Source organism: Pollutimonas harenae, assembly GCF_004153685.1.
Taxonomy (GTDB): Bacteria; Pseudomonadota; Gammaproteobacteria; order Burkholderiales; family Burkholderiaceae_B; genus Pusillimonas_C; species Pusillimonas_C harenae.
The window spans coordinates 247959-262032 of record NZ_SDQD01000001.1 but is presented as its reverse complement, the minus strand read 5'-3'; the positions used below and the strand labels follow the sequence as shown (position 1 = coordinate 262032).

Sequence of the window (14074 nt, the reverse complement as noted above, 5' to 3'; positions counted from 1 at the left end):
TTGACTGTTTAGGGTGATGAAGCATGGCTGCTTCAGTATCCATACGTAATGCAGGGCCCAGCCGGGCCCTGTCATAACGCCCTTTCAGGAAAGAGCGATGGCCGGAATCAAGGAAATTCGAACCAAGATCAAGAGCGTGCAAAACACGCGCAAGATCACCAAAGCCATGGAGATGGTGGCGGCATCCAAAATGCGCAAGGCGCAAGAGCGGATGCGTGCAGGCCGTCCCTATGCAACCAAGGTGCGCGAGATCGCCGCTCATTTGATGCAGGCGCATCCCGATTACACGCACCCTTACATGATCGAACGCAGCGACATCAAGGCAGTAGGCGTTGTTGTCGTTAGTACCGACAAAGGTCTGTGCGGCGGTCTGAACACCAATATCATGCGTCTGGTGCTGGGTCGTCTTAAAGAGTTCGATCAAAAAGGCATCAAGGTACAGGCGACTGCGCTGGGTAGCAAGGCTGCCGGCACGTTGTCGCGTATAGGTGCAGACCTGGTGTCCCAGGAAGTCCAGCTTGGCGACAAGCCCAATCTTGAGCGTCTTATCGGCGCCATCAAGGTGCAGATCGACGACTTCGTCGACGGCAAGGTCGATGCCATCTATCTGGCAACGAACCGCTTTGTGAACACCATGAAGCAGGATCCCAGTTTCATCCGCCTGTTGCCTTTGCCCAGCGGTCTGGCTGATCCTTTTCAATCGCAAGGTGATACGGCCGAAGACGCGCAGGATCTGGTCAAGTCCAATTACGGCTGGGACTACATCTACGAGCCCGACTCCAAAACCGTTATCGACGATTTGTTGATGCGCTATGTAGAAGGCTTGGTGTATCAGGCGGTGGCTGAAAACATGGCCTCCGAACAATCGGCGCGCATGGTGGCCATGAAGGCCGCATCCGACAACGCCAAGAAAGTCATCGGCGATCTTGAACTGGTTTACAACAAAACCCGTCAAGCCGCCATTACCAAAGAAATTTCAGAAATCGTGGGGGGAGCTGCCGCTGTTTAAGGTTTAACAGAAAGGCATCCCGTCAAAGATATTTAGCAAGGACTAAACATGAGCAACGGTACCATCGTTCAGTGCATCGGCGCCGTGGTGGATATTCAGTTCCCCCGCGACACCATCCCCAAAATTTACGACGCGCTCAAACTCGTCGATACCAGCTCGGCCTTTGCCGAAGCCGGTCTTACGTTCGAAGTCCAGCAGCAGCTGGGCGACGGCATCGTTCGTACCATTGCCATGGGTTCGTCCGACGGTTTGCGTCGTGGCATGGAAGTTGCCAACTCCGGCGCACCCATCTCGGTGCCCGTCGGTGAAGGCACTCTGGGCCGCATCATGGACGTTCTCGGTCGTCCTATCGACGAGCGTGGCGCTATCGAAAGCGACGAAGTCCGCGCCATCCACCAAGACGCTCCCAAGTTCGACGAACTTTCGCCTTCGGTCGAACTGCTGGAAACAGGCATCAAGGTTATCGACCTGGTCTGCCCGTTCGCCAAGGGCGGTAAAGTGGGTCTGTTCGGTGGTGCCGGTGTGGGCAAAACCGTGAACATGCTCGAGCTGATCAACAACATTGCCAAGGCACACAGCGGTCTGTCGGTGTTTGCTGGTGTGGGTGAGCGTACTCGCGAAGGTAACGACTTCTACCACGAAATGGCTGAAGCCGGCGTCATCAAAATGGACAACCTCAAAGAGTCCAAAGTGGCGATGGTGTTCGGTCAGATGAACGAGCCACCCGGTAACCGTCTGCGCGTTGCGTTGTCTGGTTTGACCATGGCCGAGAAATTCCGCGACGAAGGCCGCGACATTCTCTTCTTCGTTGACAACATTTACCGCTACACGCTGGCCGGAACCGAAGTGTCCGCTCTGCTGGGTCGTATGCCGTCTGCTGTGGGTTACCAGCCTACACTGGCCGAAGAAATGGGTAAGCTGCAAGAGCGCATTACTTCAACCAAGACCGGTTCGATTACATCCATTCAGGCCGTTTACGTTCCTGCCGATGACTTGACCGACCCTTCGCCAGCCACGACGTTCCAGCACTTGGACTCCACGGTTGTGCTTTCACGCGACATCGCTGCGCTGGGTATCTACCCCGCCGTCGATCCACTCGATTCCACCAGCCGTCAGCTCGATCCCCAGGTTGTTGGTGAAGAGCACTACGCGATTGCCCGTGGCGTTCAGCAAACGCTGCAGCGCTATAAAGAATTGCGCGACATTATCGCCATTCTGGGTATGGACGAACTTTCGCCGGAAGACAAGCAGGCTGTTGCACGTGCCCGTAAGATCCAGCGCTTCCTGTCGCAGCCTTTCCACGTGGCAGAAGTGTTTACCGGTTCCCCCGGCAAGTACGTACCCCTGACTGAAACTCTGCGTGGTTTCAAGATGATTGTAGACGGCGAATGCGATGCCTTGCCCGAGCAGGCTTTCTACATGGTTGGCTCTATCGACGAAGCCTTCGAAAAAGCCAAGAAACTCTAATAAGGATCACACATGGCCAACTTGCAAGTTGACATTGTCAGTGCAGAAGAATCGATTTTTGCCGGTGAGGCGAAATTCGTGACCTTGCCTGGCGAGTCCGGCGAGCTGGGCATATTGCCCGGCCATACGCCGCTTATCTCGCGCATCCGTCCGGGAACCGTGAAAGTCGTCCAGGAAGACGGTGCCGAAGTCACCATCTTTGTGGCTGGCGGCATCCTGGAGATTCAACCGGGTGCGGTCACCGTGCTGTCCGACACCGCTATTCGTGCCGAAGATCTCGACGAAGCCAAAGCTATCGAAGCACGCAAGCGTGCAGAAGAAGCACTGCGCAACACGAAAGACAAGGCCGACATCGCTGTGGTCGAAGCCGAACTTGCCATGCTGGCAGCTCAGGCTGCGGCGGCTCGCAAGCTCAGCCAGTTGCGTCGCAAGCACTAAGCCTCATACGCCACCAGGCGTTCCGCACCATCAAACAAACCTCGCTGTTATATGCAGCGAGGTTTGTTTTTATAGGGCAAGCCAGCTTTCAGTTTGTCCTACGTAATTCCCGAGTTAAGAGTTTTCCGAATTGTTGCTTTGTTGGGCGCTGACTATGCTTGGCCGGTCCTATCAACAACATATACGGGGAAGACATGAGGGAACGACTCGACTGCGCATTGCTCAGCACATCTTGCACTATCCAGCAGGCCCAACCATGCCTTGGTGTACACGCCGGCGGGCGGCTGCACGTGCAAGCACTCAATGATCCGGTCGATGCACTTGGTGCAGGCGCTGCGCGTGTCCTGCTAGAGGCAGCCATACGGCTGCAGCGTTTTGATGCCTGCCTCATACCGGTATCGCCTCAAAATCTTGGCTGGGCGCGTATGGCGTTGTCGGCGGCTAATGGTGTGCTGCACACGCCCGTTCTGGCTCTGGTACGCGACCTTAAGGCAGGAGCGCTTAACGATCTTTACACCCTGGGTCTGGCCGACTTTGTTCGCGACCCGCTCTGCACTGAAGAGCTACGTGTACGCATCGATCGACTGCTCGACGCACGCCGGTATAATGCTGGCAGGCCTTCGAGCACCAGCAAGGCATTGTCCGAGGTATCTGGCACTTATAGCCAGCCTTCTGTAGCGGCTATGCTCGACGAAAGCGCCATGCACCAGACCATACTCGAGCGTAGCGGCCTCGAGCTTGAAGCCTTTGCTATAGCGTCGGCATCTCGTTGTGCCACTACCAAAGAATCCTTTCGCGTGGCCAAAAGCCAGGTCATAGAAAGATTCGAACGGGCTTATATCAAGGCGGCGCTTGGACGCCACTCCGGCAATATTGCCATGGCCGCCCGCGCGGCCCAAAAACACCGGCGTGCATTCTGGGCGCTCATGCGCAAGCACGATATCGACGCAGCGCCGTTTCGTGTCGATCCCGGCCCTAACCTCCCCAGAGACGGGTAAAATCAATGGTCTTGAAATAAGGATGAACGTGACTGCTCCCACCCTGAAAAACGATATCTTCCTTCGTGCCCTCATGCGCGAGCCGGTTCCTTATACTCCCATTTGGCTCATGCGCCAGGCAGGGCGCTATCTGCCCGAGTACAACGAAACCCGTGCAAAGGCCGGTTCGTTCCTGGCTTTGGCCCAGAACCGCGAGTACGCCTGCGAAGTTACGCTGCAGCCGCTTCAGCGCTTTGATCTCGATGCTGCCATTCTGTTCTCCGATATCCTGACCATACCTCACGCCATGGGGTTAGGGCTCGACTTCCAGGCAGGCGAGGGCCCCAAGTTTGCCCACCCGCTACGCCACGAAGACGATGTCAAAAAACTCACTGTGCCCGATATGTCCAGGCTGCAGTATGTGTTCGACGCCGTTGCCCTTATCCGCAAAGAGCTCGACGGAAAAGTCCCTCTCATTGGCTTTGCCGGCAGTCCCTGGACAGTCGGGTGCTATATGGTAGAAGGACAAGGGTCCAGTGATTACCGCTTGATCAAAACCATGCTGTATAGCCGGCCCGACTTGCTGCACCGTATTCTTGAAGTCAATGCGCAAGCCACCCAGCAGTACCTGAATGCGCAAATTCAGGCAGGCGCGCAGGCCGTGATGATTTTCGACAGCTGGGGCGGGGTACTAGCCGACGGCATGTTCCAGGAGTTTTCCCTGGCCTACACGCGCAAGGTTGTCCAAGGCCTGGTGCGTGAGCACGAAGGCCGTACCATACCTGTCATTGTCTTTACCAAGGGTGGGGCGCAATGGATAGAGTCTATCGCAGCTTCCGGGTGCGATGCGGTCGGCCTCGACTGGACGGCCAGCCTGGGCCAGGTGCGGCAGCGGGTTGGTGATTCGGTCGCCTTGCAGGGCAATATCGATCCCATGGTGTTGTTTGGCGGCGATGCTGCAATCCGTGCGCAAGCACGCAAGGTCATTGATGATTTTGGGCCCGTTGGGCAGGGCGGCCATGTATTCAACCTTGGCCATGGCATATCGCGTTTCACGCCGCCGGCGGCTGTCGCAACATTGGTTGACGAGGTGCATACCTACAGCCGCTCCAAGCACTAAATGCATTAATAATCAATGGGTGCAAGCCCTGTTTTACCTCTGGTTCAACAGGGTTGTGCACAGTTTTCGATGCTATGCAGCATTTTAAATTACCGTTAGGTTGCAATCTTGATTGTTCAAATAAGTTGTTGTTTTTAAATAATTAAATGATTTTTACACGGTCTTCTTGGCGAATAATGCAGCTTGCCTCGTTGACTTTTTTCAAGTTGTTCGTCAAATTTTCCCCAAAGTTATCCACAGGCTGGTTTAATAAAACCCTAAAGCCCGTAATGGCGGGCATTTAAGACGCTAAGCAAGAATTTACTTGAAGTATTCATGCCTTCACACATCACTCCCTCAGCCCTCAAAGCAGACGAGGCAGGCCAAGCTGCCGACCTGACGCTCTGGGTGCGTGTGGCGCTCGATGTGCCCGTACAAGGCTTGTTTGATTACTGCAGTGCAACGATAATTCCAGTAGGTACCCGGGTCATTGTTCCTTTTGGGCGACGTAAGCTGGTGGGGGTCGTGGTGGCTACACCTGCCCAGCCCGCCATTGAGCCTCGTTTGGCCAAGGCGGTGGAAGAAGTTCTGGACGATACCCCACCATTGCCGGCCGATTGGCTACGTCTGGCCTCGTTTGCTGCGCAGTATTATCAGCGTCCGCTGGGCGAGGTCATATTGCCCGCCCTGCCAACTGCTCTGCGTAAAGTATCGGCCTATCAAGGCAAGCGTTCGGCGGGTGGGCCGGTCAAGCGCATGGATAAACGTGCCAGGCCACTGGCCGGAAGCGTTGGCGCCGATACCCCACCCTCATTGAATGCAGAGCAAGCCGCAGCAGCCCAGGCCATTGCCGGGCAGCAAGGACATAAGACGATCATGCTGCACGGCGTAACCGGCAGTGGTAAAACAGAGGTCTATCTGCATGCGGCCCAGGCGGTCCTGGCACGTGGCGGCCAGGTGCTGTTCATGGTGCCTGAAATCAATCTTACTCCTCAGCTCGAGCAATCCTTGCGTAGCCGTCTGGCGGGCATAGAGGGCGGCGAGATGCTGGCGGTATTGCATAGCGGCCTGTCCGACGGCGAGCGCCTTCGGGCTTGGATGCGGGCCCAGCGTGGCGAGGCCAGGGTGCTTCTGGGTACGCGGCTATCCATTTTTGCACCGCTGCCTGATCTGGGTTTGATTATTGTCGATGAGGAGCACGATGCGTCATACAAGCAGCAAGACGGTTTGCGCTATTCGGCTCGAGACCTGGCAGTTTGGCGCGCCCGCGACCGAAACATACCTGTGGTGCTCGGCTCCGCGACGCCATCGCTCGAAAGCTGGAACCACGCCGAAACCGGCCATTACCAACGCTTTACGCTGGCCCAGCGGGCCAAAGCGGTAGAACTGCCCAGCGTCAAGCTGGTCGATACGCGCAGGCTTGCCATGCAGCAGGGTTTTTCGCCGCAGCTCGTCAAGGCGTTGGAAGAGCGGCTGGAGGCAGGACAGCAGTCGCTGATCTTCCTGAACCGGCGTGGCTATGCTCCGGTGCTCAATTGCGCTTCTTGCGGTTGGGTCAGTCAATGTCCGCGCTGCACAGCCTATACCGTGTTGCATCGGGCCGGTGCCCGGCGCAATTACCTGCAATGCCATCATTGCGGTTTTCAGGCTCGAGTGCCCCACGCCTGCCCCGATTGCGGCGACCAGGATCTGAAGCCGATGGGGCGCGGTACGCAGCGCGTAGAAGAATACCTTGCCGAACTGTTCCCCTCGGCACGCATAGCACGCATCGATGCCGACAGCACCCGGCTGAAGGGCAGTGCGGCCGCCCTATTTGCCAAAGTTCATGCCGGCGAAGTCGATTTGCTGGTGGGTACGCAAATGGTGGCCAAGGGCCACGATTTTGCCAATCTGGGGCTGGTTGGTGTCCTGAACGCCGATGCCATGTTGTTTGCCCAGGATTTCCGTGCGCCTGAGCGCTTGTTTGCCCAGTTGATGCAGGTGGCGGGGCGCGCTGGCCGACACGTCAAGGGTGGTGAAGTCATTATTCAAACAGACTATCCCGAGCAGGCGGTTTATCAGGCGCTGCTACGGCATGACTATCCCGGTTTTGCTCAATATGGCCTGGCAGAGCGGAAGGCTGTAGGCTTGCCTCCTTATGCTTATCAGGCCTTGTTGACGGCCGAGGCACGAGAGCTTTCAAGTGCGCTGGGCTTTCTTGCCGATGCCCGTTTGTTACCGGAACAGCATCCGCTCGATTACCCCACGGTCGCTGCGCTGACACTATACGATCCGGTACCTTTGCGTGTCGTTCGCGTCGCCAACATCGAGCGCGCGCAACTGCTGGTGGAAAGCACCAGCCGCCCCGCGCTGCAGGCCTTCCTCACAACGTGGTCCCATGCCTTGTCCGGAGTGGCCAAGGCCTTTCGTGTGCGCTGGAATCTCGAAGTGGATCCTCTCGAAATATAAGGACGCAAGCGCATTGAAATCATTGCCAGGTCATACCGTCGCTTCCGACATGAACGCCATGCAGCGCCAGGCGGTGTTGTATCTGGATGGCCCTTGTCTGGTGCTGGCGGGGGCAGGGAGTGGCAAGACCCGGGTCATTACACAAAAAATTGCCTACTTGTTGCGTGAGTGCGGCTATCAGGCCAGACAGGTAGTGGCCCTGACGTTTACCAATAAGGCCGCGCGCGAAATGAGCGAGCGGGTCAAGCATCTGGTCGACGGTAAGCTGGCCAAAGGGTTGACAGTCAGTACCTTCCATTCGCTGGGGTTGCGGTTCCTGCGCGAAGAGGCCGTGCATGCGGGCCTGAAGCCCCAGTTTTCCATACTCGATTCGAACGATGCGCTGGCAATCATCCAGGAGTTGCTGGCAACAACCGACAAGGCGCGCCTGCGGGCTGTTCAGCAAAATATCTCGCTTTGGAAAAACGCGTTGATGGAGCCTGATGCTGCCGACCGCAGCGCCTCGTCGGCCAGCGAGGCCGAGGCGGCAAAAATATACCGTAGCTACAGCGCGACGCTGGCGGCTTACCAGTCGGTAGATTTTGATGACCTGATACGCTTGCCCGCCATGCTGCTGGAGCACAACGCCGAGGTCAGGCAGCGCTGGCAGGCCAGGGTGCATTACTTGCTGGTAGATGAGTATCAGGATACCAATGTATGCCAGTATCGATTGGTTCAATGGCTGACCGGACAACGCGCCATGTTTACTGCCGTGGGTGATGACGATCAGGCTATTTATGCATGGCGTGGGGCCACGGTCGAGAACCTGGCCAATCTGACTACAGACTACCCCACGCTAAAAATCATCAAACTCGAGCAGAACTACCGCTCAGTGCAAACTATTTTGTCGGCTGCCAACCAGGTAATCAGCAATAATCCCAATCTGTTCGGTAAAAAGCTCTGGTCCGAGCTTGGGATGGGCGAGCCCATACAGGTTACGCCCATGGATAATGACGAAGCCGAGGCTGAGTCTATTGCCATTCGGCTGTCGGCCGCACGTTTTGAGCGCCGCGCCGAGTGGCGCGATTTCGCGGTTCTGTATCGCAGCAATCAGCAGGCTCGTATTATCGAGCAGGCTCTGCGTAATTTGCGCATACCCTACACAATTTCCGGCGGACAGAGCTTTTTCGATAAGCCCGAGATCCGCGATATTCTTGCCTATCTGCGCCTGATCGCCAACGATAACGATGATCCGGCTTTTATCCGTGCGGTTACGACGCCTCGGCGAGGCATCGGACAGGCCACCTTGCAGACCCTCGGGCAGTTTGCGGCTGAACGGCAGCTATCCCTGTTCGAAGCAATTTTCGAAATAGGTGAAACCGACAAGCTGGCCGCCAAGCAGCTGGAGCCCCTGCAGGTCTTTGGTACATTCATCCAGGGCATTCAGAATCGGGCCGGGCGCAAGCGGGAAGGGGCTGTCTGGCAACCCGCTCAGTCCAGTTTGCAGCTGGGCCCGTCTGATCATGCCGCCGCATCCATGGGCAGGGCCTCAGGCGTCGATGGCGCTGTCGCTGATTCGGCAAGCATCATCCTGGATGATCTGTTAGGCATCATCCAGTACGAAAGGTTTCTATACGACACCCTCGAGGAACGTCCGGCTCAGAACCGTTGGCAGAATGTGATGGAGCTGATAGGCTGGCTCAAGCGCAAGTCGGAAGAAGACGACCTGACGCTGTTGGAGTTGGTGCAGCATGTCGCCCTGGTTACCATGCTGGAGCGCAGTGACGACGAAGAGCCAGATGCGGTTAAGCTTTCCACCTTGCATGCCTCCAAGGGGCTCGAATACCCTCATGTCTTTCTGGCGGGAGTCGAAGAAGGTCTGTTGCCTCATATGGGGCGAGACGAGGATGACGTCGATCCAGCCTCTGCTGCCGAAGCGTTGGCGCAGCGCATTCAGGAAGAGCGGCGGCTGATGTATGTGGGTATTACACGTGCTAGGCGTAGCTTGCACCTGAGCTGGTGCAAAAAGCGTAGGCGTGCGCGTGAAGATGTGGTGCGTGAAAAATCACGCTTTATCGATGAAATGGGGATAGGCCAGCCCGATCTGACTGAAGACGCCGCCACCAAGGCACTGAGTCCTAAAGAGCGGTTGGGTATGCTCAAGGCTATGCTGAACAAAGACAATTGATGCAATGCTTAGGCGGGTATTTTTGCTTCGTCCGGCTAGGTGAAAAAACAAAAGCCTGCCCAACGGCAGGCCTTTAGCCTTTTGCGCTGAATCAGCGCTTTCGATTCAAGCTTGCTGCTTGTTAATTACCACTGCGAACCGGAAAAACGTGCATCTTTGGCGCGTGCTTCGTTCAGGGCTTCGGTCACATCGATAATGTATTCGTACGTGGACACGATACCTTGCTTGATGGACGCCAGTGCTTTCTGGGCCAGGGCAATTATCGAAACTGACTCACCATTGCTCAATGCTTTGCGCATCAGGTCGCGCTCAAGAGAGTCACTCAAACGGCCATATTGGTTGTAAGAAAGATCCGACATAATTACCTCACCTATTCAGGTTATGTGCTGACAGAACAGAATGTTTTGTGCTGACATAAGTAATTATAGGGTTAACCCTAAATTAAAGATAGGGGTAAACCCTAATTTATTAGGGCAGGGCGAAATTTGTCGTTTATTTGCCTCGTTTGTTGGTTAAAACTCTCTTTTTACCTGCTTTGCGCGCTTAGCTGCTTGCAATTTACTTGAAATTATCATCTAGGGCCTGGTGCGCCTGTTGGTATTCCTGTTTGAGCCGGTCCACAATCTGCGTGACAGGCAGTACTTGCTCAATGCTGCCTACTCCTTGGCCAGCACTCCATATATCACGCCAGACTTTGCTGCGCGTATTCCCAAAATTCGTTACGTTCGGTTCCTGGTCAGGCAAGTGCTCGGGATCGAATCCTGCGGCCGTGATGCTGGGTTTCAGATAATTGCCAGGAATGCCTGAGAAATACGGGGTGTAAACAATATCGCTGGCTTGGGCGCCAACCAGCATTTGTTTGTAGTCTTCCTGGGCATTGGCTTCGTCGCTGGCTATGAAGCGGGTACCAATATAGGCAAAGTCCGCCCCCATGGCGCGGGCCGCCAATACATCCTGGCCACGGGAAATCGCACCTGATAGGGCAATCGGGCCTTTGAAAATCTTGCGTACTTCGGCCAGCAGGGCAAAGGGGCTGAGCATGCCAGCGTGACCACCGGCGCCCGAGCACACCAGTATCAGACCGTCCACGCCAGCTTCAAGTGCTTTCTGGGCATGACGCAATGTGGTCACATCGTGAAATACTTTGCCGCCCCATCCGTGCACCGTATCAACAACGTCATTGGGTGCGCGCAGGCTGGTGATGATCAGGGGAACCTTGTACTCGGCGCATACAGCCAGATCTTCCTGCAGCCTGTCGTTGGACTTATGAATGATGTGATTGATGGCGTAGGGGGCAATAGTGCGATCAGGTTCCAGCCGCTTGAGCTCGGAAAGGCCGTTATTGATCTGGGCCAACCATTTTGCCAACTGACTTTGAGGGCGTGCATTGAGGGCTGGCATCGATCCGATAATGCCGTTGGCGCACTGGGCAATAACCAGCTCAGGACCCGAAACAATGAACATGGGTGCCGATATCACAGGCAAGGAGAGTTGCTGATACAGCTCGTTGACCAGGGTGCGTGGCATAGGGTTTTCCTGTTTTCTTGATGCGTTGGACGATAGGGGCCGGCCCCTATTCTAGGGCTAAACTGACCGCAGAATGAGACGCAACTGTTGTATCGCAGACGGACTATGCCTATATCAGGCAAAATACGGATTTGTCTTACTGAGCAGCAATCATGTCTTTACGTCCAGCACCGCTTACCGGGATTCGTGTTCTAGATTTGACTCGTGTTCTGGCCGGTCCCTGGTGCACTCAGAATCTGGCCGATCTGGGCGCTGAAGTCATCAAAATAGAGCGTCCCGGCACCGGTGACGACACCAGAAGCTGGGGGCCTCCTTATATCAAGGATGCAAGTGGCCAAGACACCACTGAAGCGGCCTACTACGCGTCAGCTAACCGCAACAAAAAATCGGTTGCCATCGATATCGCCAGCGAGCGCGGTGCCGAGCTGGTACGCAAGCTGGCTGCAAAATGCGACATACTGGTCGAGAACTTCAAGGTCGGCGGCTTGCGCAAGTACGGTCTGGATTACGAAAGTATGCAGGCCATCAATCCAGCACTGATCTACTGCTCCATTACAGGGTTTGGGCAAACCGGCCCTTATGCCAGCCGTCCGGGCTATGACTTCATGATCCAGGGCATGGGCGGCCTCATGAGCATTACCGGCGAGCACGATGGCCTGCCTGGCGGTGGACCACAAAAAGCCGGCGTGGCCGTAGCCGACCTTATGACGGGCATGTACTCGGTGGTGGGTATCCTGGCTGCGCTGCACGAGCGTGACCGCAGTGGTCTGGGCCAGCATATCGATATGGCTTTGCTCGACTGCCAAGTGGCCATGCTGGCCAATCAGAACCTGAACTACCTGACGACAGGCGTTGCGCCCAAGCGGGCCGGCAACGCACACCAGAACCTGGTTCCTTACCAGGTATTCGCCGTGGCGGACGGCCACCTGATTGTTGCGGTGGGCAACGACTCGCAATTCAGGGCCTACTGCCAGGTCATAGAGCGCCCGGGTTTGCCCGACGACATACGCTTCAGTACCAACCCTAATCGTGTGATCAACCGTGATGTTCTGGTGCCCATGCTGGCCGATGCCATGAAGAGCCAATCACGTGACTATTGGCTGGAAGCGCTCGAGCGTGCCGGGGTTCCGGCAGGCCCCATCAACACTATCGATCAGGTTTACAGCGACCCTCAGGTCCAGGCGCGTGGTATGCGGCAGGATTTGCCTCATAGCATTGCAGGTACGGCGCCGGTGGGCGCCAGCCCTTTGCGATTTTCCGGAAGCCCGGTCAGCTATCGCCACGCGGCGCCTCTGCTGGGCGAGCATACCGAGCAAGTTTTACGAGAGCAGTTGGGCTTGTCTGACGAAGAAATCAGACAACTGACCCAATAAACTAGTTATCGCAAGGATAGGTAAGATGAAAAGTATCAAAACCATAGGTGTAATCGGTGCGGGTGCCATGGGGCGCGGCATTGCGCAAATTGCGGCGCAGGCAGGCCTGGATGTACTGCTGTTCGATGTGAATCCCAAGGCTGTGGAAGCTGCTCGCGAGAGCCTGCAGCAAATATGGGGCAAGCTGGCCGGCAAAGGCAAAATTACCGCGGAACTTGCCAATGAGTCCCTGGAACGCGTAAGGGCCTGCGCCGATCTGCAAGAGATGAGCCGTGTTGACCTGGTCATCGAGGCCATTGTCGAACGCCTGGACGTCAAATCTGAGCTCTTCAAGCAGCTTGAAGGCATTGTCGAGGCTGATTGCATACTTGCTTCGAATACCTCATCTCTGTCGATCACAGCCATCGCTCAGGCCTGTCAACATCCTGGGCGCGTGGCGGGTTTCCACTTCTTCAATCCCGTGCCGCTCATGAAGGTGGTCGAAATCATTGACGGGCTGCGCAGCGACTCGCAGACGGGCGACGCGCTGATGGCATTGGCGCGCACTATGGGGCATACCCCCGTGCGGGCCAGGGACATGCCGGGGTTCATTGTGAATCACGCTGGCCGTGGCATGAATGTAGAGGGCTTGAAAACAGCCCAGGAGTCTGTGGCTCCGTATTACCAAATTGACGCCATCATGCGCGAACAGGCCGGTTTTCGTATGGGGCCATTCGAACTGCTGGATCTGACGGGTCTTGATGTCTCACATCCCGTCATGGAGTCTATTTATCAGCAGTTTTACGATGAGCCGCGGTTTCGCCCATCACCCATCACCGCCGTGCGTTCCGCCGGAAAATTGCTGGGCCGTAAAACTTCTGAAGGCTTTTACCCTTATCCGGATGGGCAGAAACAAAGCCCGGTCGAGCCCGCCGTGCCGTCGTTGCCCGATGGCCTGAAAGTATGGTTGGCGCCTTTCCATTCGGTTGGGCACAGGCGTGCTGCGGCTTTGCTGAAAAATCTTGGCGCAACGGTGGTTGCGACCGAAACCCCGCCTGAAGACGTTCTGATTGTCGTGACGCCCTATGGTGAAGATACGGCAAGCGTGGCCGGATCGCATCAGCTAGATGGTGAGCGCACGGTGGCGCTCGATACGTTTTTTGGGCTGGAGCAGGGCAGGCGGCGTGTACTGATGTGCTCGGTGGCAACACTGCCCAAGTGGCGCGATGCGGCTCACGCTCTGTTTGCCTCGGATGGCACATCTGTGTCGGTCATAGACGATTCAGCGGGCTTTGTCGGCCAACGCATTGTGGCCGCTATCGTCAATGTAGCCTCTGATATTGCACAGCAGGTTATTGCCACACCTGCTGATATTGACCAGGCCGTTACGCTGGGGCTGGGTTATCCAAAAGGTGGCCCGCTGAGCATGGGTGATAGTCTGGGCGCCGCACATATTCTCGAGATTCTGCGTGCCATGCAACACACGACTGGTGATATGCGCTACCGGCCCAGCCCCTGGCTGCAGCGCAGGGTTCAACTGGGATTGTCCCTGCGTGCCGAAGCCGCTTGTGTAGCCCGCTAATTTGGTTT

The 14074-nt window shown here is 56.2% G+C and carries 11 protein-coding genes; 9 read left to right on the top strand and 2 right to left on the bottom strand.

Going from position 1 to position 14074, the window contains the following annotated elements; genetic code table 11:
* The first annotated feature begins 97 nt into the window (after positions 1-97).
* The 7 genes from atpG to ERD84_RS01210 all read left to right on the top strand — a co-directional run bounded on the left by atpG (position 98) and on the right by ERD84_RS01210 (position 9605).
* Positions 98-1009: a F0F1 ATP synthase subunit gamma gene (gene atpG / locus ERD84_RS01240; RefSeq protein ID WP_130037483.1), complete on the top strand. Its 912-nt coding sequence runs from the start codon at positions 98-100 to the stop codon at positions 1007-1009.
* Positions 1010-1057: 48 nt separating this feature from the next.
* Complete coding sequence (atpD, locus tag ERD84_RS01235; protein ID WP_130037481.1) at positions 1058-2476, top strand: F0F1 ATP synthase subunit beta; 1419 nt, start codon at positions 1058-1060, stop codon at positions 2474-2476.
* Positions 2477-2488: 12 nt separating this feature from the next.
* The gene (locus tag ERD84_RS01230; RefSeq protein ID WP_130037479.1) at positions 2489-2914 is read left to right on the top strand and encodes a F0F1 ATP synthase subunit epsilon; all 426 of its coding nucleotides are present in this window, start codon (positions 2489-2491) and stop codon (positions 2912-2914) included.
* A gap of 194 nt (positions 2915-3108) precedes the next feature.
* Positions 3109-3912, top strand: coding sequence for a hypothetical protein (locus ERD84_RS01225; protein ID WP_130037478.1), 804 nt, complete (start codon positions 3109-3111; stop codon positions 3910-3912).
* Between the two features lie 22 nt (positions 3913-3934).
* Positions 3935-5011: a uroporphyrinogen decarboxylase gene (gene hemE / locus ERD84_RS01220; RefSeq protein ID WP_218947885.1), complete on the top strand. Its 1077-nt coding sequence runs from the start codon at positions 3935-3937 to the stop codon at positions 5009-5011.
* A 315-nt stretch (positions 5012-5326) separates the two neighbouring features.
* Complete coding sequence (locus tag ERD84_RS01215) at positions 5327-7438, top strand: primosomal protein N' (RefSeq protein ID WP_130037474.1); 2112 nt, start codon at positions 5327-5329, stop codon at positions 7436-7438.
* Positions 7439-7487: 49 nt separating this feature from the next.
* Positions 7488-9605: a UvrD-helicase domain-containing protein gene (locus tag ERD84_RS01210; protein WP_130038849.1), complete on the top strand. Its 2118-nt coding sequence runs from the start codon at positions 7488-7490 to the stop codon at positions 9603-9605.
* 125 nt (positions 9606-9730) lie between these two features.
* Here the strand turns inward: ERD84_RS01210 and ERD84_RS01205 are convergent, their stop codons facing one another.
* A complete protein-coding gene (locus ERD84_RS01205) occupies positions 9731-9964 on the bottom strand; it encodes a hypothetical protein (RefSeq protein WP_130037472.1) in 234 nt (77 codons plus the stop codon).
* A 199-nt stretch (positions 9965-10163) separates the two neighbouring features.
* The gene (locus ERD84_RS01200; RefSeq protein WP_130037470.1) at positions 10164-11132 is read right to left on the bottom strand and encodes an NAD(P)H-dependent flavin oxidoreductase; all 969 of its coding nucleotides are present in this window, start codon (positions 11130-11132) and stop codon (positions 10164-10166) included.
* 152 nt (positions 11133-11284) lie between these two features.
* Here ERD84_RS01200 and ERD84_RS01195 point away from each other — a divergent pair, with 152 nt between their 5' ends.
* Both ERD84_RS01195 and ERD84_RS01190 read left to right on the top strand, forming a co-directional pair.
* Positions 11285-12505, top strand: a complete 1221-nt coding sequence (locus tag ERD84_RS01195) for a CaiB/BaiF CoA transferase family protein (protein ID WP_130037468.1) — start codon at positions 11285-11287, stop codon at positions 12503-12505.
* A gap of 25 nt (positions 12506-12530) precedes the next feature.
* Positions 12531-14066 carry a 3-hydroxyacyl-CoA dehydrogenase gene (locus tag ERD84_RS01190; protein ID WP_130037465.1) on the top strand — a complete coding sequence of 512 codons (1536 nt, stop codon included), beginning with the start codon at positions 12531-12533 and terminating at the stop codon, positions 14064-14066.
* The last annotated feature ends 8 nt before the right edge of the window (positions 14067-14074 follow it).

Excerpts from the sequence above, each read along its gene's own strand:
- atpG (WP_130037483.1), top strand. The coding sequence starts at position 98 with ATGGCCGGAATCAAGGAAATTCGAACCAAGATCAAGAGCGTGCAAAAC.
- atpD (WP_130037481.1), top strand. The coding sequence starts at position 1,058 with ATGAGCAACGGTACCATCGTTCAGTGCATCGGCGCCGTGGTGGATATT.
- ERD84_RS01230 (WP_130037479.1), top strand. The coding sequence starts at position 2,489 with ATGGCCAACTTGCAAGTTGACATTGTCAGTGCAGAAGAATCGATTTTT.
- ERD84_RS01225 (WP_130037478.1), top strand. The coding sequence starts at position 3,109 with ATGAGGGAACGACTCGACTGCGCATTGCTCAGCACATCTTGCACTATC.
- hemE (WP_218947885.1), top strand. The coding sequence starts at position 3,935 with ATGAACGTGACTGCTCCCACCCTGAAAAACGATATCTTCCTTCGTGCC.
- ERD84_RS01215 (WP_130037474.1), top strand. The coding sequence starts at position 5,327 with ATGCCTTCACACATCACTCCCTCAGCCCTCAAAGCAGACGAGGCAGGC.
- ERD84_RS01210 (WP_130038849.1), top strand. The coding sequence starts at position 7,488 with ATGAACGCCATGCAGCGCCAGGCGGTGTTGTATCTGGATGGCCCTTGT.
- ERD84_RS01205 (WP_130037472.1), bottom strand. The coding sequence starts at position 9,964 with ATGTCGGATCTTTCTTACAACCAATATGGCCGTTTGAGTGACTCTCTT.
- ERD84_RS01200 (WP_130037470.1), bottom strand. The coding sequence starts at position 11,132 with ATGCCACGCACCCTGGTCAACGAGCTGTATCAGCAACTCTCCTTGCCT.
- ERD84_RS01195 (WP_130037468.1), top strand. The coding sequence starts at position 11,285 with ATGTCTTTACGTCCAGCACCGCTTACCGGGATTCGTGTTCTAGATTTG.
- ERD84_RS01190 (WP_130037465.1), top strand. The coding sequence starts at position 12,531 with ATGAAAAGTATCAAAACCATAGGTGTAATCGGTGCGGGTGCCATGGGG.